Source organism: Alloscardovia macacae (assembly GCF_002259705.1).
Taxonomy (GTDB): Bacteria; Actinomycetota; Actinomycetes; order Actinomycetales; family Bifidobacteriaceae; genus Alloscardovia; species Alloscardovia macacae.
Genome location: NZ_MWWT01000007.1, coordinates 1 through 26805 on the forward strand (window position 1 = coordinate 1; position 26805 = coordinate 26805).

Genomic DNA, 26805 nt, shown 5'->3' on the forward strand with positions numbered 1-26805 from the left:
AGCGATGGACTTTCACACCAGACGCGACAAACCGCCTACGAGCTCTTTACGCCCAATAATTCCGGACAACGCTTGCACCCTACGTATTACCGCGGCTGCTGGCACGTAGTTAGCCGGTGCTTATTCAAAAAGTACACTCACTCTCGCTTGCTCCTTAATAAAAGCGGTTTACAACCCGAAGGCCGTCATCCCGCACGCGGCGTCGCTGCATCAGGGTTCCCCCCATTGTGCAATATTCCCCACTGCTGCCTCCCGTAGGAGTCTGGGCCGTATCTCAGTCCCAATGTGGCCGGTCGCCCTCTCAGGCCGGCTACCCGTCGAAGCCTTGGTAGGCCACTACCCCACCAACAAGCTGATAGGACGCGATCCCATCACATAGCACACAAGGCTTTCCCAACAACCCATGCGAGTAGTTGGAGCATAGGGCATTACCACCCGTTTCCAGGAGCTATTCCCCACTATGCGGCAGGTTGATCACGCGTTACTCACCCGTTCGCCACTCTCACCACCCTAGCAAGCTAAGATGGATCCCGTTCGACTTGCATGTGTTAAGCACGCCGCCAGCGTTCGTCCTGAGCCAGAATCAAACCCTCCACAAAAAAATCGTGAGAGAGTCAAACAAATGACTCAATAAAAAAAGAAAATCAACGAAAAACAACTAAAAAGTCATTCAACGCACAAAAATAGACACTCATTAAACTCTTCCAAGTACCCATATACACGGGCGAGTATCACTGGCATTATCAAAACATAAAAAGTAGTACAAAACACGCTCTTGAGTTCTCAAACCACCACAACACAAACACACACAAACCACAAAACCAAGAAAAAAGTGATTCATGCCGTATCAGGCAGCGAATAAAAACAATACACCACCACACCCACCCCACGCAACCCACACCCCCACACACCTACAAAACACTAGCCCCACCGGCGTGTCGCACACATCTATTTACGCATACACCATCTCTTTGCGCACCTAATCTGAAGATTCAACCGCCTCTACAGTCATCTTTAGTCCCCAAAGCATCACATAACTTCATCACTGTAGCTATACCAGGATTAGCGTCATTGACCAGACTCTTGTGCACAGCCTCATCATTAATCCTGCGCGCACCACCCACCGCGAAGTGCCATTCGAATTCTGGGAGAAGGACGGTCTGATCCCTCAGCTCATCCGCCTAAGCATAGGCCTCGAAGATGCCGATGACCTCATAGCTGATCTCGACCAGGCCATCCATACAGCTTTCGAAAGCTAAATCAACCTACGCGTGGAGGGAAAAGAAGACTATACCTTCCTTTTCCTCCCACGCACACCCTCTTTTTCTGAGCAGCGAGCTTACGACGAATATACTCACTACGCGTGAGATTAAGCCTATGAGCCGTATCCGTAATGCTTTCTACAAGACTCTCAGGTAAGCGAAGACTGATGGTAGTCATACTCTGCGGCGAAGGCTGCGCATGATAATGTGTATAGAATACGCCTGTAAGCTCATCATCCATATCTTCGCTCTCGACAATAATAGCCTGACGCTCGATCTCCTCGAGGGATAAGCCAGCAGCAGCTAAAATCTGCTCATCACGTGCGGTTATATTCTCCTCCTTTTCAAATTATGTATTTCCGTTAAAAACTTTGTCGTAGGCGGAGTAAAAGCACGATAAATAACTATACTATTCGCTTTATAATCGTGAAAGTATATCATCTCGATGTCTCTCAAACGACTATCTGTTCCCACCGCTATCCAGTGTCCATTTGCACGCTGTGCATCCATATAGATACTCTTAAAAGCTGTAGCCACATCTCGCATAGACAACTCAGGGTGTCTCTCCACGACTCTATCTAAAACAACTACACGCACTAACCCTCTCTTTCATAACTCTTCTCTTAAGAAGTATCACGGACGTACTACACACATACATTACGCACGTGATACTCTCTATAGGGATAGGCTTTTCGCTATTTCTTCCGTCGTGCCACCTGCACTGCCTTGTCGAGGCCCGAGTTTAGGTCACGCACATCTTCGACGCCTATGCTCAGGCGCACGAGGCCATCGGTGATTCTATGCTTGAACCGTTCCTCACGTGGTAGCTCGAAGTGCGTCATCTGGATCCGCCGTGTCCTCAAGTTCGAAGGAGAGCACTGATCCTACTCCCCGCAGAGTACGGGATGCCAGCTCGTGGTAGGGACTCATGGAAAGAGCAGGATAGTTGACATGAGTCACGAACGGCTAACGTCTAGCCAGCACGCGACGGTCAGGGCGTTCTCCTCTTGATGCTCCAGGCGCAAATCGAGCGTCTGCAGCCCACTACGTAGCAAATTCGCATCCTGTGGGGTGAGCACACCACCCACACGGTTGAGCGCGAAGTACAGCTTTTCGTCGAGATTCGGCGCATTCGTAACCACCACACCCACCATAATGTCCGAATGCACGACGATGCCCGCGCCGAGGTCGATTGACTGCTGGTTGAGCGGGGTCACGAACGTATTATCGATGATGACGATTCGTGGGCCACGAGCTCCACATAGGAGATTTTCAGCAGCGGATTCGTCAGGACTTCGAAGTACAGCGCACGGATAGGACGCCCCTCTCGGCGGCCCGACTCGAACGCCCCACGCAGCGCCTCATACCTCGTCATATCCGATTCAGAAAACTCCAGCCCCCCCCGCTCGAAATACTTGTGCATGATGGACTACGTCCCGCCGTACATGTTATCTCCGGTCAGAATGTGGTCGCCAAGAGCGAAGAGAGATAAGGTGGCGTAAATAGCGGCGAGTCCCGAGGCGTACGCGTATCTGTAACGCGCGTGCTCAAGCGCGGATACGGCAGAGGGGCTTCTGCTGGATGCAGAAACCCCTCCTCATGTATGCCTATTTTCACTCGTGCGCGCTAGTGCTCTGTCACAAGTCGAATGCCCGCTCCTACGAACACTGCTACGAGAGCGAGTACTGCGAGCGCGATTACATCTGCACCTGTACGTGCGAGAGTCGTGTGCGCAGGCTGCGACTCAGTCTGCTGCGGCTGCGGTACAGGATGCACTTCTGGCGTAAATGGCGCAGGCGGTGTCACAGGAACTTCTGGCACTACTGGAACTACCGGAGTGACAGGAACCTCTGGCTCATCCGGAATGCGCTCCCACTGTGCTTCGAGAATGCGGTGCGGATCCGCGTACGTGACAGCATACTGTGCTGCTGCTGGATAGAGAGTTCCCGTAGCTGTGTCCTTCCAGCCGAGGAAGCGGTATCCTTCACGCGTAATCTCAGGACGCAGAGAGACGTGCTTATCCGCGGTATTCGGCGTGATGGTCGTATCCGTCACGTTCGTACCGAACATGCCGGTCTGAGGATCAGGCGTGGACGAGCCACCATTCGGCCGGTATGTCACGGAATAATCCTTATCCCAGAGCGCCTGCAGAGTGGTTACGCCATCTGGATTTGCCGCACGCACGCTCGCCTGAGTGGACACATCCTTCAGATCCGGATACATGGTGGTATTCAGCTTCGTAGCATCGCTGAGGTAAAGATGCTTATCTCCCTGTGCGCCCGGCTGAGCGTTCACCCAGCCCACGAACGTATATCCCTCGCGTACAGGAGTATCCGGGATGACAGCTATACGGAGGTCATCTCCATCTGTCCTCGAAATCTGACGATGCTCGGTATCTTCGAATGTCGCTCCGCCCTTGATACTTCCGCCGTTCGCATCATAGCGAACATACCCAGCGTATTCTGGAGTCCACTGTGCTATGAGCTTGCGGTGTGGCTCAGCGAACGGAACAGTGTATGCACTGTCTGCTCCATATATCACACCTGTCGCGTCATCCTTCCAGCCCGCGAAGAAGTAGCCTGGACGAGTGATAGCCGAGGCGAGGGTAACGCTCTTATCGTCTGTGTTCTCGGCGATGGAGGTGTCTGTCACGTTCAGTCCGAAGACTCCGGTGAGGGAGTCTGGCGTGGAGGTACCGCCATTTGCGTCATAGACCACGGAGTAATCCTTATCCCACACAGCGGTCAGAGTACGCGTGGCATCAGGATCTGAGGCTGGTATCTGGACTGAACTCGTGGCCGCGGAGGCTGGAATAGTCGTGTAAGTACGCGTGTCCAGCGTGGAGCCGTCTGCGAGATAGACCTGATGATTCTGTGGATAGTTCTCCTTATCCACCCAGAACAGGAAACGGTAGCCCTCGCGCGTAGGTGCGTCTGGCAGGACAGGAATCTTCACGACTCCCTGATTCTGTGGAGATTCCTGACGGTGCTCAGTGTCGTCGAAGGTAGCACTGCCCTTCAGGGTACCGCCGTTCGCGTCATACTTCACATACGCACCATAATGCGGAATGCGCTCCCACTGTGCTTCGAGTACACGATGAGGCTCTTCGAACGTGACTGCATAGTCTGCACCCGCTGGATAGAGCGTACCCGTGGCGGTGTCCTTCCAGCCCGTAAACATATACCCCTCACGCGAAATCTCAGGACGAAGGGAGACATGCTTATCATCCTCTACTGGAGTGACGGATTCTCTCGTGATGGTCAGGCCGAAGTTTCCCGTTTGTGGGTCAGGAGTGGACGAACCGCCGTTCGGGAGATAGGTGACCGAATAGTCTTTATCCCATACCGCCTGGAGGAGGCGCGTGTTATCCGGATTTAGCGCGTAGGAGGAAGACGTCGTAGAGACACCATACTGAGCTACTTCAGGATATGCAGTCAGGTCCACGTCAGACTCGCGAGCAGCGTAAATCCCCTGGTTATCTTTATAGTTCTGAGGATTTATCCAGAATGCGAAGGTGTAGCCGTCTCGGCGAGGCACCTCGTTCGTAATCTTCAGGTCGAAGAACTTATATTTCGTCTCCGAGGTCTGGCGGTTCTCCATGTCGTCATAGATATCCGTAGACCCGTTTATGGTTCCGCCGTTCGCGTCATAGCGCAGGTGTGCTCCGTACTCTCCTTCTACTGGCTGAGGCGTGGTCTGCTTCGGAATCACCTTTACACGGTAAGCGAGCCAGCCTTCGCGCGCTATCTCATTTCCACGCGCCTCACGGCCGTTAAAGTGGTAGTGGAAGTACAGAGTGATGTACTTTCCTTCAGTAGAGCGCACACCGGTGAACTTATAGCTTATCTGGCGACCGCCCGCCCCGGTGTTTATGTCGTAGTTTACCGCGTAGGCAGATTCGTAGTCTGGATTCACATACCGCACGTATCCCGCGTCTGTGGTGGCATCGTGCAGCGTCGTACCATCGTACCAGTAGCTCAGCGAGGTAGAGAAGACCTGCGTACCGTAACGCACGTTCTGGCCGTTGATTATCTCATTCGTGACGAAGGTGTTAAAAAAGCCAGAATCTGTCACGCTCTGGCCTTCTTCCACCACCACTTCGCCCATCTGGTCTTCTGGCTCATGACCCGTGACACGGTCGAGACTAAAGTCCCCGGGATTTCCACGCAGGACACGCCCCGACTCCCTCGAGCCATCTGCAGCGAAGATGCTGTGGATTACACCCGTCGTTTCTGCTGCCTGAGCCGTCCGTGCAAGACCCGGTACGAAGAGTAGTGCGAGTACGAGCATGAGTGCTGTGAGTAGAGTTTTCTTCTTCATCATTCTCAAGTTTCCTTCTTTCCTGACCCCTCTAGCGTAGAAGACACGCATGACCGCACCGGAAGAAGAAAATGAGAAAGGCTTTCCGATTTCTCGGAAAGCCTTTATTTGTGCCCCCTCAGGGATTCGAACCCTGGACACGCGGATTAAGAGTCCGCTGCTCTAACCAGCTGAGCTAAAGGGGCTTTGCTCATCGCAACGAGATATAAATATACGCACCTTTCGCCACGAATGCAAATCCGACACGCCGTATTCTGGAAAATTGACAGAAAAAATCCAGAACGCGACGTGCCGGACCACATCAGAACGCCGTACGCCTTACACTATCTTCGGCATAGGCGTAGTCAGCGAGGTCGTGAGGTTAATGTGAACGACGCCCGCGCCCGCGTGCACCTCCACCTTCTTCAGCGTCACCGTACGCTCCTGCTCAGGCAGAGCGTCATTATCCGTCATAGTGGCCGGAGACTTTACTGGAAGTACGGCGAGGTCGTCGAAGGCGATGCCGAGCGCTGCCGCACGCGCCTTCTCCTGCGCGAGAATATCCTCGAACCCATCCTTAGCGAGCACGCGCTCAGCCGGCACGCCGTACGCCTTCTCGATAACCCAGCGCACCTTCTCAAGGAAGTCCACGCCACGCTTACTCTCCGGACGAGTCTGAGCATCCGCTTCACCCAGCGCCGCCACGAAGCCATCGAGCTGGTCCACGAGGCCCGCTCCCCCATCGCGGAACAGGTTCCCCGCTATAGGATCTCGGAAGCCGAGCTCAGCAGCGGTAGAGCGCAGCTGTGGAATCTCATCATCCTCCCCTTCCCAGAGGTTAATCATAGGGAAGGAAGCGATGCCCAGCTTTTCGAGGCGGTTCACTGCAAATGGGTAGCGCCACTGCAACTGAGGATCATCACGCCACGTGGTGGCACGCGTCACTACCACAGCAGCTGCAGGCCACTGTGCGCCATACTCGCGAGAGGCGATGTCCAGCCACTTCTGACCGCCCGCATCCGCTCCATATCCAGCCTCGACCACGACCACGTCGTGCAGAGCGCAGGCGAGGTCTACAGCCGTCAGGCCAGGGATACCCAGAGACACGTTCCCGAACGGACCGCAGTGGATGTATACAGGCGCACCCTCACCGCTTTCCATGTACGCTTGCTGAACGGCGTTCCCCAGCACGCGGATGATGCGCTCCACGTCCACAAAGTCCTTCACCTGAACTGGCTTCGCAGTTGCGGCGGCGTCCGCACCATCCGCACCGTTCGCACCGTTCGCCGAAAGACCAGCAATCATATTCCCCACACGCTCGCGAATCTCCTCCAGGGAGCGCGACAGCGTCACTATCTGCATCATCTCGCTGGCAGGCGTGAGCACGAAACGCTCGGCGAGCTTTCCACCGTCCACCTGTACAGAGCGCAACGAGCGGCTCGGAGACTCGGACACGCGTGGGATGAGTACGGTGCTCAGAATGCCGTCATCTACTGCCTTTTCGCAGAACGCCGCGAGCAGATTCTGCGCGTCGGCGATGCGTGACATCTCGCCGTTCAGACCCCAGTCTGCTATCTCTGGATGAGACAGCGTGGACTTTCCACCACCTGAAGCACCACCCTTCGAGCCAGCTGCGGTGATGCCCATGCTCGGCTGGCGCAGTACTGCAGCTGCGTCGATGCCGCGACGACGAAGTGCGTCGATGAGCGCGATGGTCGTGGTGGTTTTTCCTTCACCGCGCGAGGCTTTCAGCGGCGTGGCTGCCGTTACGAGGACCACTTTCCCCTTTTTATAGTCGTCTGGGTGCGCTGCGACGTGCTCCAGAAACGCGAACGCGTCTATCTTCATCAGCTCACCGAACTGAGTGGAATACTGTGCGAGTTTTTCTGTGATCATGAACGGCCTTTCTCGAGAGATGGTCTTAGCTCTATTCTAGACGGCGCGACGTACCGCGAGAGAGTTCGCGCGCGGGTGTGCATTCATACGGTATGTCAATTTTTCCGTTTTTGGGCAGTTTGTAGTCACGAATGACCGTTTTCTCGAACATGTTCGATTTGCGATTCCCTGTGAATCCGCCGTTTTAACGCGCAGAGAAGAAAATAAAGACGGTCATTCATGACTACAAAATCGGCGTTTCGCGTGAAAAAAAGTAGAGTGCAGAAAACATAAAAGACGGGCGCCTCTCTTCACGAAGAGAAAAGCGCCCGCCCCTCACATCTCACACAGATATTTAGTTATCCGACATCGAGAATGCATTCGTCATGCTCATGCTCGTGGTGTACAGCACCTTCGAGAGCACGTCATTCGTCTCCTTCTGCACGAGGTCGCACACAGCAGCATTTGCTGCTTCGAGGATGGTGCGCGCACGCTTATCCTCCGTCGTAGCCACGGCCGCATCTCCCTCGGTAGCAGCGAAGGCTGCTATCTTCGCATCGGCATCCTTCACCGCCGCTACTCCAGCCGCACCGGTCTTCAGCACATAACGGTCGATGTGTGCGCGGTTATCGTTATAGCGCGCATCCGCGAGCGCGCCGATGACGCGGTTCGCCCAGTAGAAGTTATGCGCGGTATCCACAGTCTCGGTGGTGCCAGTCAGATACGCTGGAACCGCATCCACATTCGTGAAGAATGGCACGAAGGTGTTAAATGGATTCGAGCCGAAAGCAGTCCACTGGATGGAACGGGACGCTTCTGGAGCGTACGGGCGGATCTGGATGGCACACAGGTCACAGTTGCGATTAATGCCGATGGCGCGGAACTGGCCGCGCGTAGCAGCAGTCCCGTTCTTCCCATACGGATCATATGGCGTGCCCTGGTAGTGCCCGCTGAGAGCATACTTCATGTCTTCGATGGTGATCTTCCGCTCTGGCTGTCGAGCCCATGGGATGTCATCGCTCACAGGAGAATGCAGGGCATTCACACTATCCCAGTCCTCGTCGTATGGGTTAAAGAAGCGCTGTATCCACCAGGCGCGTGGTGTGTTATATACGTGGTCGGAATCCGAGTGGGATCCGAAAGCGAGGCGCGGGTTAAAGGCGCTCACGTTCTCCACGGCGAGGTCGAGGTGGTTTTCTTCGATGAACTCGCGCAGGTCAGCCGAGCACATGTGCTCCTCCTGCTCCCCGAAAGCATCCTCGAGGTCGAACTCGTCGATGCCCAGCTGGTTCGGCATGACCACATATGAGTCGTCCGGAACGCGCTTCGCTATCCAGTGGTGTCCACCGATGGTTTCCAGCCACCAGATTTCGTCCACATCACTGAAGGCGATGCCGTTCATCTCATAGGTGCCATACTCTTCGAGGAGAGCACCCAGACGCTTCACACCATCTCGAGCCGAGGTAATGTACGGTAGAACGATGGTGAGCATGTCTTCTTCACCGATACCGCCAGGCACCTCAGGCGTCTGCCCGTCAGCCGAGGCTGGAATGAGCTCCACGAGTGGATCTGCGCCGAGCACACGCTCATTCGACGTGAGAGTCTCGGTGGCGCTCATGGCCACGTTCAGCGTGTTCACGCCATGCTCCGCCCATAGTCCGTTCTTCAGTAGCGCGTCTGGCACGGAGGTGTAGCGCATAGGCTTATCCGGAAGCTCTATCTCCACATGGCTGATCACACTCTTATAGTGGCGTGGCTGGTCTTCCGGCTGAACGACCTTAAATTCCTTCTCTGTGAACTCACCGTTCGACGAGTCTTCATTACGCGCGATGATGGTGGAGCCATCATAACTCGCATCTTTACCCACGAGGATAGTGGTGCATGGCATAAGTGATGTCCTTTCTGTCCGTCCTTAAAAAAATCTCGTTACGCTGCGCGCGAGCTGAGGTATATCTCCCCATAGTCCAGCACAGCGTCCGTGCGGAAGACGAGGTTTCGCAGCTCGTTGAGGTAAAAACCTTCCTTCAGCCCCTCGAATGGTTCAGCCGTCCCGTAGACACACAGCTTATAATCATGCGCCTTATCCGGTGGCTGCGGCCCGTTATACCGCAGGATAACGGCAGGATTCGTCTGGCCGGCTACAGCTCCACCAGCAGAGTTCCGCCCCTGCACGGCTTCAGGAATAAGCGATGGCAGCTGGCGCGAGAAATCCTCCGGAATCTGCAGCGCGTGCGAGTCATTAAAGTCATACATGAGCGCATCCACCGGCACATTCGCCACAGCCCAGTGAATCCACTGGTGTCCACACACAGGAATGGCGTCGTCGTCCACGAACTCCCAGTGCAGGTAGCGCACCGCAGGATTCATGCGGTCGATGTAGAACGGGAAGGACGTGGTCGGGTATCCGTCCGTCCTATGCTCGGCGGGCGCGAACTTCCCGTATATGTCCGGAATCTGCGTGAAATCAGCTGATATCTTCATACGTCTAGTATGCCACGCGCCGGGGAGCGTACGCGCTTAAAAGATAAGTGAGGTCAGCAGCGCTTCGAGTGCGAGAACCACGGGAGTGTTCCCCTGAATGCGTCTTTTCGCGACGTCCACGCGTTCTACAGCCTGCAGAGCCTGGCTATTCGTGACGCGAACGGCTAGTCCTGCTATCTCTTCGGAAAACTCCTGGTTTATGAGTCCGCTGACGAGCTCAGCACCGTTATGAATGACGGTGATGTCCCGGTACACGCTGGCTATGGTGGTCAGCGCGCGGTCGATGATATCCCGCGTCAGCCGCGTGACGCGCCTGGAGACGTCGTCCTTCTTTCCTATGGCGTTATACTGTCCGCGCAGCCGCGCATCGATGGGATCTTTCGGCTTGAGACCGTTCGCGCGACGGAATTCCGCCTGCTCGCGTTCCACCTGAGCGTCCACGTCCTGCTGTGCCTGCTTTTGGGCCGAGGAGTACAATTCTTCCGCCAGCATAACGGCCTCAGACGTACGCCGCATGGAGACGAGGTTATCCACGAGATTATTCCTCATGCGCACGGCTTCTGTGTTCGTGGCATACATGCGCGCTATGCCGATGTGTCCTTGAGCTAAGCGTGCATACTGACGAGCTTTATGCTCATCCACAGGCGTGGTGTCGAGGAGGAATTGGGCTACGGAAGAAAGGGACGGAACAGCGAGCGTCACGATGCGGGTGCGCGAACGGATGGTGGGCAGCACGTCCTGCGCGGACGGGGCGCACAGCAGCCAGATGGTATGCGCGCTCGGCTCTTCGATGTCTTTCAGCAGAACGTTCGTCGTCCGTTCGGTCATGCGGTCCACGTCCTCGATGATGATAACGCGCCACGGCGCCGTCACGGGCATCTGCTCGGCCGTCTCCATGAGCTCGCGCACCTGGCTGATGGTAATGGTCACGCCGTCCGTATTCAGCACAGTCACATCCGGATGCGTGCCCGCCTGAATGTGCCGGCACGTCTCGCACGTCCCGTCGCCATGATTCGGACAGTTCAGCGCCATAGCGAAAGCCTTCGCCACATTCGAGCGGCCCGAACCAGCCGGACCACAGATGAGCCACGACTGCGCGATGTCCTTCGGGGTCTGAGAGACGCGACTGAGCATCTCCACCACCGGCTTCTGGCCGACGATGGAATCCCAGACGGGAGGAATGCTGCCACTCATGAGAGCTGCTCCACATCTGCGTGAATCTGCGCCCACACGTCCTCCACACTCTGCGAGGCATCGATAACGCGGCAGCGGCGTGCATCCTGACGAGCCAAGCGCAGGAACGCCTCGCGCGTACGTTCGAAGAACGCCGAACCAGCAGACTCGAGACGATCCGGCTCACCCGTCAGGCGTGCACGCGACGCTTCGAAACTCATATCCAGCACATATGTGCGCTGCGGCCACAGCCCACCCGTAGCAAACTCCGAAAGCTCGCGGATATCCGCCTGACTCAGCTCACGGCCACCTGCCTGGTAGGCCAGCGAAGAGTCGATGTAGCGGTCAGAGATGACCACGTGCCCAGCCTCGAGAGCGGGGCGAATCACCGTAGCCACGTGGTGTGCACGGTCGGCCGCATAGAGGAGAGCTTCCGCACGTGGCGAAACATCGTCTCCATGCAGGAGCATGCGGCGGATCTGCACTCCGAGCGCGGTCCCACCCGGCTCACGCGTTATCACGACAGTGCGGTCCTGTGCCTCGAAAAAGGCGCGCAGGTGCTCGGCCTGGGTGCTTTTCCCCACGCCGTCCACTCCCTCAAGGGAGAGGAAGAGGCCTCGATGCTTGTGATTCAGCTTCAGCGTCTCCATGACCGTTACTCCGCGGACTTCTTCGCAGTCGTCTTGCGCGTCGTCGTTTTGCGAGCAGTAGTCTTACGCGCTGTCGTTTTCTTCGTCGTGCTCTTCTTCGCGGTAGACGCAGTGCTCTTCTTCTTCGTCGCGCGCTTACGCTTCGTAGGTCCAGCCGCACGCTTTTCCGCGAGCAGACGGAATGCTTCTGCCGGCTCTATGCTTTCTGGAGTGTACTGCTTCGGCAGAGTGCGGTTCGTCTCGCCATCCGTGATGTACGCACCGTAGAACCCATCCTTAATGGTCACGTTCTTCCCGTTATCCGGGTCTGGTCCGAGCTCACGCAGTGGTGGCTTCGCAGCTCCCCGCGTGCGGCGACCATACTTCGGCTGGGCGAGAAGTTCCTTCGCCTGCTCGAGAGTCACAGTGAAAATCTCTTCTTCCGAGCCGAGCGAGCGGTTCTCGGACTTCCCATCCGGGCCCGTCTTCGTAATGTAGGCACCGTAGCGGCCGTTATTCGCAGCCACCTCGTACGTCGTAATCTCGCCAGTTTCGGCATTCGTCTCCTCGAGAGTACCCACCACGCGTGGCAGGTCCAGGAGCTTGATGGCATCCTCGAGAGTCAGGCTCTGTGGCGTCATGGACTTAAACAAAGACGCCATCTTCGGCTTCGCAGCCTTATCCACCTTCTCATCTCCGGTAGGTGGAGCTACGAGAGCCACGTACGGGCCGAAACGGCCATTGCGTACTTCCACGGTGCCGCCGGTGACTGGATGAACACCGAGTACGCGCGGACCATCGGAGTGATTCTCTATGAGGTCACGTCCTGCCTCCACGGTCAGCTCATCAGGAGCCATAGTATCCGGAAGGGATGCACGCTTTGGCTTGCCTTCTGCGTCCAGATGCTCCGAGTCTTCGAGGTACGGGCCATAGCGCCCCACGCGTACAGCCAGCCCCTCGCCTATCTCGATGGTGTTAATCTCGCGTGCGTCTATCTCACCGAGCTGCGCCACCTGCTGCTGCAGGCCCGCATGTACCTGCTCAGCCGACTGTGCAGCCGAAGGATCAGCAGCGTCACCGAAGTAGAAGCGCGTCAGCCAGTCGCGACCCGTATCTTTACCCTGCGCGATGTCGTCGAGACCGTTTTCCATCTGCGCGGTAAACGTGTAGTCCACATACTGTGGGAAATTCTGCTCGAGCAGCTTAATCACTGCGAAGGCCAGCCAGGATGGGATGAGCGCACGACCACGTTCATACACGTATCCGCGGTCGATGATGGTGGAGATGATGCTCGCATACGTGGACGGACGGCCTATCTCCTTCGCTTCGAGCGTGCGCACGAGAGATGCTTCCGTGTAGCGCGCTGGCGGCTGCGTCTCGTGCGACTGTGGCGTCACGCTTAACGCGTTCAGCACATCGCCCTCGTGCAGAGGCGGCAGAACGGTATCTTTCTCCGCATTCGACGCGGATGCCCCATTCGCTCCGGATGCTCCGGATGCGCGCTTGCCCTGTGTGACGAGCCAGCCCGGGAACTCGATGACGGTACCGCTGGCCTGGACAGTAGCCTGGCCGTGGGTGGCCGTAGATGCGGTGAGCTTTACAGTAGCGGTCGAGCCGGTCGCGTCCGCCATCTGCGAGGCCAGCGTTCGGCGCCAGATGAGCGTGTAGAGCTTGAGTTGGTCAGGAGGAAGCGAGGACGCGAGGTCTGCCGGATTCTGGAAATGCGCGCCGGCCGGACGGATGGCCTCGTGCGCTTCCTGAGCACCCGCCGTCTGCGTGGCGTACTGCTTCGGCGCCGCGGACAGATAGCGCTCGCCCCACTCCTGCGTCACGCTTTCGCGAGCCGCGCGAATAGCTTCCTGAGACAGCGTCACGGAATCCGTACGCATATACGTAATGTATCCGTTCTCGTACAGCCCCTGCGCCGCGCGCATGGTGCTGCGAGACGACATGCCGAGCACGTTACCCGCGGCCTGCTGCATGGTGGACGTGGTGAACGGCGGCAGCGGACGGCGCGTATACGGCCGCGTTCCGAGGCTTTCTACAGTAAAGCTTTCGGATGTCAATTCTTCCGCCAGCGCACCCGCCACCTTCTCGTCGATAATCACGACGTTATCTTTCTGAGCGGCTGGAGTGAGCTGACCGGCGTCGTCAAAGTCTTTCGAACCAGCGACGCGCGCTTCGCCAAGGTGGGTGAGCTGCGCAGTAAAGGAATTCTCCTCCTGACCGTCAGTGCTGAGAACCGCATCCACATCCCAGTACGCGGACTTCACGAAGGCCATGCGCTCGCGCTCACGCTCCACGATGAGGCGTGTGGCCACAGACTGCACGCGCCCGGCGGACAAGCCCGGACCCACCTTACGCCACAGCACTGGCGAGAGCTCATATCCGTAAAGGCGGTCGAGCACGCGACGCGTCTCCTGCGCATCGACCATATGCGCATCCACATCACGCGTCTTCGTGAGGGACTCAGTGATAGCCGCTTTCGTAATCTCATGGAAGACCATGCGCTTGACAGGCACTTTCGGCTTCAAGGTCTCCACGAGGTGCCAGGCGATGGCCTCCCCTTCGCGGTCCTCATCGGTAGCCAGGAAGACTTCATCAGCCTTCTTCAGAGCGGACTTCAGCTCGGTGACTTTTTTCTTCTTATCCGCATCCACGATGTAGTACGGCTTAAAGCCGTCATCCACATTCACGCCGAACTTTCCGAAGGCGTCTTTATCCTTCGCTGGGACCTGGGACGGCTGCGCGAAGTCACGAATGTGTCCCACGGATGCGAGAACGGTATACTCACTTCCGAGATAGCCACCTATCTTCTTAGCCTTAGTCGGTGACTCGACGATGACGAGCTTACTTCCTTCTGCCATAGTGACCCCTCCTACCTTCGTGTACGTGGTCTCTCATACACCTTTCTAGTCCTTATTATCCACAGACCCCGAACTTTACTGTCGTGGCGGCACCGGTGGAGCTCCCATCACTCCCTGCCTCGTCAGCGGTGCAGCCGTAGCATGCCGTACTGCGAGCAAGCATCCGAAGACCGCTGCACTCTGCCCGAGGATGAGAGCCAGAGTAGCCTGTACACCGCTGACAGCGAGAGCTTCTGGACGGTACTGGACGAGCGAGTAGAGCTGAGAGACGATATAGGTCCCATATGCGGACGCGCACAGACCTGCCACGATGAGCACAGTGGATGTAATCTGCACACTGACGCTGGACTTTCGTGTGCCTGGCTCATCCATGCCACTGGCACGCGTGAACGCCATAGCAAGCAGTCCGAGAGCTCCCACGAGAAGGATAGCTGTGAGGGCATCCGTAGGCCTGTGCCAGCCATCATAAATGACCATTACGCCCACTGCAGTACTGAAAATCATGGCCCACAGCGTAGCCAGAGCGCGCAGCACGCGAGGTACTGCCATGACCAGAAGCACACCAGCTATCATAGTGAAGGCCGTATGCCCGGATGGAGCAGAATTCGCCGGATCTGGAATGAAGGAATCCAGCACAGGACGTGGAAGCACACGCTTGAGGATGAAGGACGAACCAAACGCTACTATCATAAACACGATCATGGTTCCTGCAGTCCAGAAGCGTTTACGCGCGATGGCGAAGGCGAACGCTGCCACTATCATCCCCACGCTCACGCCTATAATCCAGTGCGAATCGGTGAATATAACCGGCACGTAACGCTCGAAGCTCGGATAAATCTGCGCCATCTGAGACCACATCCAGCTGTCGAAATACTGTCCCGTCAGCGTCCACACGCCCACGTAGAAGACACTCGCTGCTGCGAGAAGCCCCAGAACTGAGAGTACTGCTGATGCTATGACAGAGCTGATGCGCGGATGCGTGGCGAGGTACTCGTCTGATCCTCGGTCGAGACGCTGGGCGGACTGGGCAGACTGCTCCGGTGCGGGTGCAGACGGTGCTGGTGCAGACTCCACAGGTGTGGATTCTCCAGCTTCCGCAGTCTGAGCAGAAGACTCTTCTTTCGCGCGGACAGGGCTCTTCAGACGGCGCGGTCGCTTCACTCCGCCGTTTTTCTGCGCAGCGCGCTGTGGGTTTAAGACCTCGTCGATGTCATCCAGGTCGTCGAAATCCTCTAGGTCGTTCAGGTCTACGTTATCTACCATCTGTCCTCGCTGTCTTGTGCAGTATGTATCCGCTTTCTGTTCCTCGAGGATACCCGAAAAACTTTTCTACCGTGTGTGCTCTATGGTAATCAGCACCGAACCCAAACAAACACGATTCGAGGAACTGGGTAGTGGGAAGAGCCAGAGTATAGAGTCACGCAATGGAACTTTTTATGTGAAAATGGGCAGTTTGTAGTCACGTTTGACCGTCCGGAATGCATCCTCGTACGCTCAAATCCGCTATATTCCGCCATTCTTCATCTCGAACGGGTTCGGCGAAAACGGTCAAACGTGACTACAAATAGGCACTTTTCGCCGAAAAACTGAGAGTGCTCACGCGAGCATACAGCGTACACAGATACCGCTCGACATCCTCTCGCCCGCAGAGCATAGAAAAACTCTCACGTACCCGACAGAGGCCACTTACCCTTGCTGCATTCCTGCCCTGGGGGAGTTCGGTGACATATCGCCACGTGAGAGCTTTACTTACTATACACTACTCGAGAGAATTTCGCGAGCGCGTGCCGCGAATACCGCGAATACTGCGAATACCGCGTTTCACTGAGATATGCTCATAAACGCTGTATCCTTCAAGTAATGGTTCCCCGCTGTCACATCGTACTGGATGAGCTTATAGTCTTCCAGAAGCTGCTTGGTCTGCTCATCTGCATCGGCCACGTTAATGAGTTTACCCTCATTATCCAGATACAGGCCCTGCCCTGCCGGAATGCGAGTCCAGCCCTGGATCTTATTCACCACGGCCGGCTCCATAGCAGACACCTTCGCGTGAAGCGCTTCGAGGAATGCCATGTATGGGCTTACCTTCGCATTCATGTGCTCTGCCAGCTGTGAGGTAAAGAAGTTCGGCGAGGTATATGCGCTATTCGTCGCAGAGTCTCCAGCAGCCTTATTATCTATGCCGGATGCTTTATTCGACCAGATGAAGTAATCCGTCTCATGCAGTGCGAGGGAATTCTTCTCCTCCTTCGCTGCGCTCGTGTATGCGCCCGGCAGGTGGTCGCCATAGAAGACCACGGAGACAGGACGGTCGAGCTTATCGAGCTCATCGAGGAAGTCCTGCGTGTAGCCGTCCGTATACTCGGCACCCTTCGCGAAGGTCTCTATGGATGTGCGTTCATTCTTCCCCAGTGGAGTTCCTGTGGTACTTTCTGCTTCTATCTCATTATGCGCATAATAGTTCTTATACGGCATGTGGTTCTGCATGGTAGCAAGCTGGTAGAAGTAGGTTTCTCCAGCGGCATCCTTCTTCAGAGAGTTCAGAACTGCTGTATAGGCGGCTTTATCTGAGACATACTTCGAGGTTCCGAGGGTGTCCTGCGGTTCTATAATCTCCGGTGGATCCAGAGTCCAGAACTGGGAGAAGCCGAATTTCTTATAGTTAGAGCTCCTCGAGTACATATTCGACTCATAGGGATGGAAAGCATACGAGTTTCCAGACTTCCACAGCTGGTTCACCGTCGGCGTCCAGGAAGCATTCGGGATAAGCTGCTGGTATGGCGAGCTGAGCGATGGGGCGAAGTTCGCCATAGACATGCCACTCAGAGCCATATACTCGAGGTTTGCTGTACCTCCACCATAGCCAGAGGAGAGCATAAGTCCAGAGGTCGTATTCTCCTTTATAGCACGAATCTTCGGCATCACATCTTTATTCAGCTTCAGCCCTGGGACGCGAGAAGGATCCGAGAAGGATTCGGACAGAATGTAGATGACGGTAGAGTCCGTGAGGTTTCGAGAGCGCGTGGAGTTTACCTGCGTCGCAGCTTCCGTATACTTCTGGACTATCTGCTCCATGGCTTGCTTCGAGTAGCCACTCGGCTCATCCATAATCTTCGGATTCACCAGGCGGGAGAAGGCCACAGCAGTACCGTTCGCATAGGAGTCTACCTTCGAGTCCCACAGTTTCGGAGAGTCCCCGAAAGTAGTTATCCAGTTATTCGACCACGAGTCTATAGAGGACATGGAGAAGATAAAGGACGCGAGGAAAGTAAAGGCGAGGATAGCAGCGAGGAAGCGCGAAAGCGTGCGAATAAGCACATTCTTCGCATAGACTACGCCCCTACGCGTATCTCTGTGCCCCACGATGATCATAAGCGCGGTGGTGATAATCATGACTATCAGCGCACAGGTGATGACCCAGAGCGCATCCGACGGTAGCCACTCAGCTATGTCCCCCGTGTTTCCTCCGGATATAAAATTCAGGTCTGCTGGGACTATGGTCTCCGAGCGGCTAACGAGCTTAAAATACTCCATCACTGTAATGATGACGCTCAGGTCGAGCATAATCTGTGATGCAAGCCAGAAGCGGTTTGTGACCATAATGAGGATAAAGTACATGATGCCGACCAGGAGGAATTCATTCAGGGCCATAAAACGTCCCTGAAAAACCTGACCGACGAAAGCGAAAGAATTCCATACAGGATTCTTCGAGTTCACACCCCACTGCAGGATGATGATGGACAGTATATTTACCACACAGAACCATGCCACATAGGACCAGGTACTAAAGTCGTGACGGCTCAGCGCGGTGCGGACACCAGAGGCGAAGCGGTTTTCACTCATCTGTTTTTCCTCTACTACACACGTCAAAGAGATAAAAAGTCAGAGAGCCGTGACGTATAAGCAGCTCTCTGACTTTAGAGAAGCACGAGCTTAGGCGTGCCACACATCCTTTCCAGCCTCGCGTGCAGACTGTACATCTGCATCGAGCTGCTGCTCGTTCGCCTCGACTTCGCCGAGGATGAACTTTTCTACGAGCTGGCGTGCTTCATTATCCTCATGCTGAACAGCTGGGGACTTCATGAAGTAGGAGCTCGGAGCGAGGATAGGACCAGCCAGACCTCGGTCCAGAGCTATCTTCGCCGCACGGATAGCGTCTATAACCACACCCGCCGAGTTCGGAGAGTCCCACACTTCTAGCTTATACTCGAGGCTCAGTGGCACATCTCCGAAAGTGGTGCCTTCCAGACGCACGAAGGCGAACTTACGGTCGTCCAGCCAGGCCACATAGTCAGATGGGCCTATATGGACGTTTCGCTCTTCCATCTCATGAGGAACGATGGAAGTGACAGCACGCGTCTTCGAGATTTTCTTCGACTCGAGGCGGTTACGCTGAAGCATGTTCATAAAGTCCATGTTTCCACCGACATTCAGCTGGTAGGTGCGCTCTACGCGTACGCCACGGTCTTCAAACAGACGCGCCAGAGTGCGGTGTGTAATAGTGGCACCCACCTGGCTTTTAATGTCATCCCCCACTATAGGTACGCCAGCCTCACGGAACTTCTGCGCCCACTCAGGGTCAGACGCGATGAACACTGGCAGGCAGTTCACAAAGCCACATCCAGCTTCCATGGCAGCTGTAGCGTAGAACTTATCTGCCTCTTCGGAGCCTACTGGCAGGTACGAGACGAGGACATCTGCCCGGGTTTCTTTCAGAACAGCAGCCACATCTACTGGCTCATCTTCAGACTCGTCTATCATCTCCTGGTAGTACGTTCCGAGACCATCGAAGGTAGGTCCACGCTGGACCTCTACCCCGAGGGATGGCACTTCACTAAACGTATACGTATTATTCTGTGAAGCGAAGATGGCTTCGCTCAGGTCTTTTCCTACTTTCGCAGCATCGACGTCGAATGCTGCCACAAACTCGATGTCACGAATGCGGTATCCACCGAAATTCGCATGCATAATGCCTGGGATTTTATCCCCATCCTCAGCGTTCTGGTAGTACTGAACGCCCTGTACGAGAGACGAAGCGCAGTTTCCCACGCCCGCGATCGCTACGCGTATGGCCATAGCCCGTCCTTTATATCATCGGTATATCTTCCACTACCACGGTACTCTGTCCGCGTGATTTCGGCAATGCGATAAGCAATTCTGCACAAAAAAGGGAAAATTGGAAAAATTCAGCAAACTCTCAGCATGTAAAAGAAGCGTGCCTATAGCGGATAACCATAGAATCTTCACGACGCATTCACTAGCCTTAAAGTATGTCTAGTCATAAAACAAACGGACGAAACGCGCGCGGAAAGTCAGCTTTACGCGGCCAGAACGCACAGAAGAAAAAACGTCCTGTAGGAAAATACATTCTTTTCAGTCTCCTCGGCCTCATCATAGCCGGAATAGCAGGCCTCGGCATCGCCTACGCGGCCATAGAAATCCCCTCTCCAGAATCCATGGCACTCAGCCAGAAAACCACCGTCTACTATAACGACGGAAAAACGGCCATAGGAAGCTTCCAGCAGCAAAACAGGCAGATCATCTCCTGCTCTACCCTTCCCGACTACGTGGGAAACGCAGTCGTCGCATCCGAAAACCGCACGTTCTGGAGCGACAGCGGCATAGACCTGCGAGGAATCGCACGCGCACTGGTGAATAACATCACTACAGGCTCGCGCCAGGGCGGCTCCACCATCACCCAGCAGTACGCGGAACGCTACTATCTGGGCGAAACCGAAACGTACCTCGGAAAGCTTAAAGAGGCCATCCTCGCGCTGAAGATAGCGCAGACTCAGGATAAATCCACCGTTCTGTGTAACTACATGAACACCATCTACTTCGGACGCGGCGCCTACGGTATTCAGGCAGCAGCACAAGCGTACTTCGGAAAAGATGCGAAGGACCTCAGCGTCCAGGAAGCAGCACTCCTTGCGGGCATCATCCCAGCACCATCCGTGTGGGACCCTGCAGTAGACCAGACGGCTGCTACGAAGCGCTATAACCGCGTTATCAAGATTATGAAGGAAGAAAAATACATCACGTCTGAACAGGCTGCTGCTTCGACGACCCTGCCACAGACCATCCAGCAGTCCTCCACAGACTCCTACGCGGGCGATAAGGGCTACCTTCTCACCATGGTGAAAAACGAGCTCGTGAACTCAGGGAAGTTTACTGAAGATCAGCTCTACACCGGTGGATACTCCATCGTTACCACCATCGATAAGGCGAAGCAGGACTCCATGCAGCAGCTGGCTTCGAGTTCCGATGCCGGTGGCGTAGCCGTGCCTGACACGATAGAAAATGGCGGCATGAGTGCAGACGTGGATACCGGAGCCATCCTCGCAGTGTACGGCGGAAAGGACTATAACACCAAGCAGCTGAATAACGCTACGCAGGCCATCTACCAGGCTGGATCTACCATGAAGACGTTCACGCTGCTCGGCGCTATCCAGGATGGTGTCAGCCTGAATACGATGTTTAACGGTAACTCGCCGCAGACCTTCCCAGGACTGGCCAGCTCGGTGTCGAACTATGGGAACCGCAGCTATGGGAACATCACGCTCACGAATGCTCTGGCAAACTCGGTAAATACAGTTTTCATGCAGCTGAACCAGAAGGTGACGCCACAGAAGACTGCTTCCATAGCGAAGCAGGCGGGTATCACGTCCTCCATTCAGGAGGATTCGCTCTATAACACGCTCGGCATCGACGCTGTCCACGTCAGCGAGATAGTGCAGGCGTACCAGACCATAGCCCATGATGGCGTGAAGAATACGCTCCACATCGTAGAGAGCGTGCGTTCAGCAGACGGCACGCAGACCTACTATACCGCGGATACGAACGGTACGCAGGTCTTCAGTTCGGACGATACCGCGAACGCTATGGTGGCTCTGCGTGCGGTCGTGACGCAGGGTACCGGCCGCGTGGCGCAGAGCATAGGAAAGACCGTGGGAGGAAAGTCCGGCACTGCTAATGACAATTCTGCCGTCAGCTTCGTCGGTTTTAGCCGCCACATCGTTACCGCCTTCGCCACGTGGAACCCTAGTGATGATGGCTCTACGAACGATGTGGTCCCTACCTTCGGCGGATATACGAACGGTGGCGGATACCCGACGTACCTCTTTACTCAGTATATGAAGCAAGCACTCGCTGGTGTACAGGATGAAGCCTTCCCTACTGCGAAGGGGTCTGGAACTGTGGGAGGTAATGGTGGATCATGGGGGCTGGGCGGTGATCGCTCAGACTCTTCAAATGAATCACGTTCAGATAGTGAGAATACTCAGCAGCGCGAAACGCAGTCTCAGAACTCGCAGAGCCAGTCGCAGAGCCAGTCGCAGGGCACACAGTCTCAGAACTCGCAGTCTCAAAGCACGCAGAACTCGCAGAGTTCTCAAAGCCAGTCGCAAAGCTCGGGATCCTCGTCCTCGTCGTCGAGTTCTGGCTCGAACTCCGGCACATCTGGAAGCACTTCTGGAACCTCCGGAAGCACTTCTGGGAACTCTGGGACCACGAATGACTCCTCATCATCCTCTCAGTCTGGTGGTGGTGCCGCGACGAGCGGGAACTAGCAGCTAGGCGCAGCAGCTAGGCGCCGGCTCGCCCTCATAAGGAAGGCCCTCGCGGGGTTTGTCGCGAGGGCCTTCCTTATATCTATATCGTCATTATCTATATCGTCATGAGGGCTATATCGTGAGTCTTCATTAGGGGATCTATCCGCCCACTCTCCCTACCGCAGGGTCCGGTTCACTGCGGAGAGAATAGCCTTCAGCGAGCTCGTCGTAATGGACGAGTCGATGCCCACACCCCAGATGATCTGCGTTTCCGGTTCGTCTCCTACCTGGCATTCCACATACGAAGCTGCCACAGCGTCTCCACCAGCACTCAGCGCATGCTCAGCGTAGTCCAGCACCGAAACGGTCACCCCGAGCACAGAAATGGCATTCACAAACGCGGCAATTGGACCATTACCTACGCCAGACAGCGTACGCACGACCGGATCCTTCGCGCCCGTACGCACCGAGCCCGCAGAGCCAGTCGCAGCGCCCGCCGCACCAGCAGCGCTCGCGCCGTTATCCTGAATCTTCACCTTAATCACGGTATCCGAGCCAGATTCGTCAGACATGATATTCGCGCCGAGCAAACGGTAGCGCCCCCACTGTTCGAGGCGCTGCCCGTTCACGCCGAGCGGCGCCCCCTCGCCTGCGCCTGCAGCTGTATCGGTATCCGCCAAAGCCGCATGCTTTCCAGCCTCTTCAGCAGGCAGGTACTCGTCCTTAAAGAGGCGCCAGATGTCCTCATCCTTCACTTCACGCTTCGTCTCATCAGCGTAGCGCTGGACCACCTTATCAAACTCCACCTGCAGTCGCTTCGGCAAGTCGAGGTTATGGTTCACCTTCAGCAGGTAGGCCATGCCGCCCTTACCCGACTGCGAGTTCACGCGGATCACAGCCTCGTATGTGCCGCCCACATCCTTCGGGTCGATAGGCAGATATGGCACCTGCCACAGGAAGCTGTCGAGGTCTGCATTCTGCTGAGCTGCCGCGAGCTCGCGCGCCTCCATGCCCTTCTTAATAGCATCCTGATGCGAGCCGGAGAAGGCGGTAAAGACGAAGTTACCGATGTACGGATGACGCTCGGACAGGCGGATCTGGTTACAGTATTCCACCACTTTGCGCACTTCATGCAGGTTCGAGAAGTCTATCTGTGGGTCGATGCCCTGTACGAGCAGATTCAGACCCACCGTGCACAGGTCCACATTACCTGTGCGCTCACCGTTTCCGAAGAGGCAGCCTTCCACGCGGTCTGCACCTGCCAGCAGTGCCAGCTCCGTAGCTGCTACTGCCATGCCTTCGTCATTATGCGGGTGCAGAGACAGAACTATAGAGTCGCGACGAGCGAGGTTCTGGTCGAGGAACTCTATCTGGTCGGCAAACACGTTCGGCGTGGTCATCTCCACCGTGGCAGGGATGTTTATGATCATAGGGTGCTCGGGCGTCGGCTGGATGATGTCCGTCACCGCGTCGCACACTTCGAGTGCATATGCTGGCTCGGTGCCCGTGAAGGATTCCGGCGAGTACTCGTAGGATATGTCTATGCCGCGCCCCGCACCTGCCAGCTCTTCTGCTTCGAGCTCTTTACACAGCTTCGCCGCATCCACAGCCAGCTGCTTAATGCCGTCTTTCCCTTTACGGAAGACGACCTCACGCTGCAGCACGGAGGTGGAGTTATAGAAGTGTACTATGGCGCGCTTGCATCCGCGGAGCGCTTCGTACGTCTTTCTAATGAGGTGTTCGCGCGCCTGCGTGAGTACAGCTATGGTCACATCGTCTGGGATGAGTTCGCGCTCGATGAGCATACGGATAAAGTCATAATCCGTCTCGGAGGCGGACGGGAATCCCACCTCTATCTCCTTATATCCCATGGAGACGAGCAGATTCCAGAAACGCAGCTTGCGTTCGGAATCCATAGGGTTTACGAGCGACTGGTTTCCGTCGCGCAGATCTACCGAGCACCACCTCGGCGCGCGCTGCAGCTTCTTATCCGGCCATGTGCGCTGTGGGTACTCGAACGGTACCTGCTTGTCGTATGCTATGTACTTCGTGTACGGCATACGGCTGGCGTTCTGCGGGCAGCCCACGTAGCGCGGCTTCGGAAGTCGCGGATCGTTATTCCCGCCGTGCGACGCTGCTGCCAGTGGCGCGAGGTCGAATACTGAGCTCGAGTTATCCGTCATAGCTTCCTGCCTTTCGTACTTTCGTAAGTGCCTATGTGGTTATAGTACGAGATATGCCGTTCGTTTTCTGTTTGCGTTCCGCTATGCAGACGGCCAATTCTCCCTCGCCTTTCAGCTGGTCGCGTTCACGCCGTCAGCGGGCAGCCTCTACGCAGTAAGCGGGCAGCCGAGTCGCGTCGTGCAGAACGCGTTCCCCAGCCACGTGTGGCGCGAGTTCGGCCATACTGCCCCCAGACGCGGAGAGTTCTGACTTACCCAGACGCTCGGTACGCGTCCGTCTGCACTGCGCGAGCCGGGAAGATTAAAACCATTCTTATCCGTCAGCCAGTTCGGATGCTGCGTGGCTATGGATATGCCTTCTTCGAGAGTCAAAGGTAGCTTATTATCCGAATCGATGAGCTTTCTAGCTATATCCGGCTCTCTGTTCGTGTACTTCGTGCCCGTGTGGGGGTCTATGACCACGTAGAAGGGCCCCTCGGGAGGCTCACAGCCTTCCTGCGGGATAAAGCTCGCTATATCCCGCGGGGGCATAGTGGTAAAACCCGCATTCCGGCCTATGGCCGTACGGGCTATGAGTGACTCTGGCGAGACAAGCTCACGCGTAGGCACGAGCAGGATATTCTCGCTCAGGTGGCTATACTCCACGCTGTTCAGCTCGAGGATAAGCGGATGAGCCAGTGCACGGAACTCCGCATCACTGAGGTCTGCCACATCCGCATATCCGAGTGCGACGAGACGGTTCAGCTGAGCGAGCGCCTCTTTCGCTGCTGTGGTGAATACTGTCATAATGAGTTCTTTACAGCGCTATCGTGTTTACAAGCGGTCTGCGAAGTGCTTGCTCACCATTACTTCCGCTATCTGGATAGCATTCAGTGCTGCACCCTTACGCAGATTATCATTCGTAATGAAGAAGCTCAGTCCCTTCAGCCCTTCTACAGACTGGTCCTGGCGGATACGTCCCACGAAGCTCGGGTCCTTTCCAGCTGCTTCCAGCGGAGTCGGCACATCCATGAGTTCCACTCCTGGAGCATCCTTCAGCACTTCGCGCGCCATATCTGGGGTAACATCCTTCTCAAACTCTGCCTGCACGCTCATGCCGTGAGCGGTGAAGACTCCCACACGCACACAGGTGCATGCTGCGCGCAGTCCTGGGATGTGGAGGATCTTACGGCTTTCATTACGCCACTTCTGCTCTTCATCCGTCTCTTCGCTACCATCATCTGCGAGCGCGCCGATGAATGGGACAGCATTAAACGCTATGGTTTTTACTATCTTCGTCGGCTCTGGGAACTGCACTGCGCTTCCGTCGAAGACGAGCTGGTCAGCTCCCTGGTCTAGAGCTGCCTTCGCCTCATTCATCAGCTGGAGAACGCCATCTCGGCCTGCTCCGGCCACTGCCTGATAGGAAGAAGCGACGAGACGAGTCAGGCCGAAGTGCTCATGAAGAACCTTGACGGCAGGCATGGCTGCCATAGTAGTGCAGTTCGGGTTCGCTATGATGTGGCTCGGTACCTCGTCGAGGTCTTCAGGATTTACCTCTGCTACGACCAGTGGCACGTCGTCGTGCATGCGCCACTGTGAGGAATTATCGATGACGTAGGCGCCTGCTTCAGCGAAGCGCGGAGCCCATACTTTCGACGTACCACCGCCAGCAGAAAAGATGGCTATGTCTATGCCGGTCAGGTCCGCAGTGGCCACATCTTCCACGACCACGTCGTGTCCTTCGAAGTTCAGCACCTGTCCAGCTGAACGCGCAGAGGCCATAAAACGGATGGACTTCACTGGGAAGTGACGCTCTGCCAGGATGGAGCGCATAACCATGCCCACCTGTCCTGTAGCTCCCAAGACCGCGAGGTTTATACCTTTATCGTTTATCTGTACCATTAGCGACCAGTCCCTCCATAGACTACAGCTTCGATAGTATTCGCATCGAGACCGAATGCAGTGTGTACGGAACGCACTGCGGTATTCAGGTTCTCCAGCGGAACGACCGCGGAAATGCGGATCTCCGAAGTGGAGATCATCAGCACGTTTATCTCTTCATCTGAGAGTGCCTGGAAGAAGCGCGCAGTAATGCCCGAGTGCGTCATCATTCCCACTCCCACGAGGGATATCTTTCCTATCTGCGTATTCACATCTGCAGTCTTATATGCCAGCTGTTCTTTATTTTCTTCTACGAACTGCTGGACCTTTCTGAGCTGGGATTCTGGGAAGGTAATGGATATGTCTGCGAAGCGGTTTTCTGGATCTGTACCAGCCAGCGCTTGCACTATCATATCGATGTTTATTCCTGCTTCTGCCAGTCCTGTAAAGACAGCTGTCACACGGCCCGGCATATCAGGGATGCCACGCAGGGTCACCATCGCTTCGCTGCTGTCATGTGCCACTCCCGAGATGATAGGAGCCTCAGGCCCTGTCATATCTGGGAAGATGTCTCCTATGGATGTATCTGCCATGGGAACTCCTTTTATTTTCGTCGTCTGTCT

The 26805-nt window shown here is 55.8% G+C and carries 20 protein-coding genes, 1 tRNA gene, 1 rRNA gene, 1 other RNA gene and 1 pseudogene; 2 read left to right on the plus strand and 22 right to left on the minus strand.

Annotation, left to right across the window (positions count from 1 at the left end; all coding sequences use genetic code 11):
* A 16S ribosomal RNA gene (locus ALMA_RS05355) occupies positions 1–599 on the minus strand; the annotation flags it as partial.
* Positions 600–1085: 486 nt separating this feature from the next.
* On the opposite strand from ALMA_RS05355, the gene ALMA_RS05360 reads away from it, so the two are divergent.
* Positions 1086–1259 (plus strand): PLP-dependent transferase, encoded by a 174-nt coding sequence (locus tag ALMA_RS05360; RefSeq protein ID WP_244568888.1) that lies wholly within the window; start codon positions 1086–1088, stop codon positions 1257–1259.
* Positions 1260–1957: 698 nt separating this feature from the next.
* On the opposite strand, the gene ALMA_RS08315 is transcribed toward ALMA_RS05360, so the two are convergent.
* The 17 genes and pseudogenes from ALMA_RS08315 to ALMA_RS05440 form a co-directional block, all read right to left on the minus strand.
* Positions 1958–2104 carry a PLP-dependent transferase gene (locus ALMA_RS08315; RefSeq protein WP_148140268.1) on the minus strand — a complete coding sequence of 49 codons (147 nt, stop codon included), beginning with the start codon at positions 2102–2104 and terminating at the stop codon, positions 1958–1960.
* On the minus strand, positions 2079–2192 hold the full coding sequence (locus ALMA_RS08370) for a hypothetical protein (protein WP_158520663.1): 114 nt from the start codon (positions 2190–2192) through the stop codon (positions 2079–2081). The genes ALMA_RS08315 and ALMA_RS08370 overlap by 26 nt, the downstream gene beginning before the upstream one ends.
* Positions 2193–2218: 26 nt before the next feature.
* Positions 2219–2479, minus strand: a complete 261-nt coding sequence (locus ALMA_RS08320) for a PLP-dependent transferase (RefSeq protein ID WP_158520664.1) — start codon at positions 2477–2479, stop codon at positions 2219–2221.
* Complete coding sequence (locus ALMA_RS08150; protein ID WP_158520665.1) at positions 2476–2637, minus strand: hypothetical protein; 162 nt, start codon at positions 2635–2637, stop codon at positions 2476–2478. Before ALMA_RS08150 ends, ALMA_RS08320 begins: the two co-directional genes overlap by 4 nt.
* A gap of 54 nt (positions 2638–2691) precedes the next feature.
* Positions 2692–2814 (minus strand): annotated as a pseudogene (locus tag ALMA_RS08375) (PLP-dependent transferase); the annotation flags it as partial.
* A gap of 74 nt (positions 2815–2888) precedes the next feature.
* Positions 2889–5585: an InlB B-repeat-containing protein gene (locus ALMA_RS05385; RefSeq protein WP_158520666.1), complete on the minus strand. Its 2697-nt coding sequence runs from the start codon at positions 5583–5585 to the stop codon at positions 2889–2891.
* Positions 5586–5693: 108 nt separating this feature from the next.
* Positions 5694–5767: transfer RNA gene (locus ALMA_RS05390), tRNA-Lys, on the minus strand.
* Positions 5768–5900: 133 nt separating this feature from the next.
* Positions 5901–7457 (minus strand): formate--tetrahydrofolate ligase, encoded by a 1557-nt coding sequence (locus tag ALMA_RS05395; RefSeq protein ID WP_094726709.1) that lies wholly within the window; start codon positions 7455–7457, stop codon positions 5901–5903.
* A gap of 334 nt (positions 7458–7791) precedes the next feature.
* Positions 7792–9324: a C69 family dipeptidase gene (locus tag ALMA_RS05400; RefSeq protein WP_094726710.1), complete on the minus strand. Its 1533-nt coding sequence runs from the start codon at positions 9322–9324 to the stop codon at positions 7792–7794.
* A 38-nt stretch (positions 9325–9362) separates the two neighbouring features.
* On the minus strand, positions 9363–9917 hold the full coding sequence (locus ALMA_RS05405) for a YbhB/YbcL family Raf kinase inhibitor-like protein (protein ID WP_094726711.1): 555 nt from the start codon (positions 9915–9917) through the stop codon (positions 9363–9365).
* Positions 9918–9953: 36 nt separating this feature from the next.
* Complete coding sequence (locus tag ALMA_RS05410) at positions 9954–11111, minus strand: DNA polymerase III subunit delta' (protein ID WP_094726712.1); 1158 nt, start codon at positions 11109–11111, stop codon at positions 9954–9956.
* Positions 11108–11740, minus strand: coding sequence for a dTMP kinase (gene tmk, locus ALMA_RS05415; protein ID WP_094726713.1), 633 nt, complete (start codon positions 11738–11740; stop codon positions 11108–11110). The genes ALMA_RS05410 and tmk overlap by 4 nt, the downstream gene beginning before the upstream one ends.
* 5 nt (positions 11741–11745) lie before the next feature.
* Complete coding sequence (gene topA / locus ALMA_RS05420; RefSeq protein ID WP_094726714.1) at positions 11746–14586, minus strand: type I DNA topoisomerase; 2841 nt, start codon at positions 14584–14586, stop codon at positions 11746–11748.
* Positions 14587–14661: 75 nt separating this feature from the next.
* Positions 14662–15849: a phosphatase PAP2 family protein gene (locus ALMA_RS05425; protein ID WP_094726715.1), complete on the minus strand. Its 1188-nt coding sequence runs from the start codon at positions 15847–15849 to the stop codon at positions 14662–14664.
* A 389-nt stretch (positions 15850–16238) separates the two neighbouring features.
* Positions 16239–16335, minus strand: an RNA gene (gene ffs, locus ALMA_RS05430) — signal recognition particle sRNA small type.
* Positions 16336–16407: 72 nt separating this feature from the next.
* Complete coding sequence (locus tag ALMA_RS05435; protein WP_094726716.1) at positions 16408–18429, minus strand: LTA synthase family protein; 2022 nt, start codon at positions 18427–18429, stop codon at positions 16408–16410.
* A 90-nt stretch (positions 18430–18519) separates the two neighbouring features.
* Positions 18520–19662, minus strand: a complete 1143-nt coding sequence (locus tag ALMA_RS05440) for an inositol-3-phosphate synthase (RefSeq protein ID WP_094726717.1) — start codon at positions 19660–19662, stop codon at positions 18520–18522.
* A gap of 194 nt (positions 19663–19856) precedes the next feature.
* Between ALMA_RS05440 and ALMA_RS05445 the strand changes: the two genes are divergently transcribed.
* Positions 19857–22154 carry a transglycosylase domain-containing protein gene (locus ALMA_RS05445; RefSeq protein ID WP_094726718.1) on the plus strand — a complete coding sequence of 766 codons (2298 nt, stop codon included), beginning with the start codon at positions 19857–19859 and terminating at the stop codon, positions 22152–22154.
* A 158-nt stretch (positions 22155–22312) separates the two neighbouring features.
* Here ALMA_RS05445 and leuA read toward each other — a convergent pair whose 3' ends face one another.
* The 4 genes from leuA to ALMA_RS05465 all read right to left on the minus strand — a co-directional run bounded on the left by leuA (position 22313) and on the right by ALMA_RS05465 (position 26775).
* Positions 22313–24319, minus strand: coding sequence for a 2-isopropylmalate synthase (gene leuA / locus ALMA_RS05450; protein ID WP_094726719.1), 2007 nt, complete (start codon positions 24317–24319; stop codon positions 22313–22315).
* 147 nt (positions 24320–24466) lie between these two features.
* Positions 24467–25105: a DUF5701 family protein gene (locus tag ALMA_RS05455; protein WP_094726720.1), complete on the minus strand. Its 639-nt coding sequence runs from the start codon at positions 25103–25105 to the stop codon at positions 24467–24469.
* A 27-nt stretch (positions 25106–25132) separates the two neighbouring features.
* Complete coding sequence (locus tag ALMA_RS05460) at positions 25133–26203, minus strand: aspartate-semialdehyde dehydrogenase (protein ID WP_094726721.1); 1071 nt, start codon at positions 26201–26203, stop codon at positions 25133–25135.
* On the minus strand, positions 26203–26775 hold the full coding sequence (locus ALMA_RS05465) for an ACT domain-containing protein (protein WP_086106109.1): 573 nt from the start codon (positions 26773–26775) through the stop codon (positions 26203–26205). The genes ALMA_RS05460 and ALMA_RS05465 overlap by 1 nt, the downstream gene beginning before the upstream one ends.
* Positions 26776–26805: the final 30 nt, after the last annotated feature.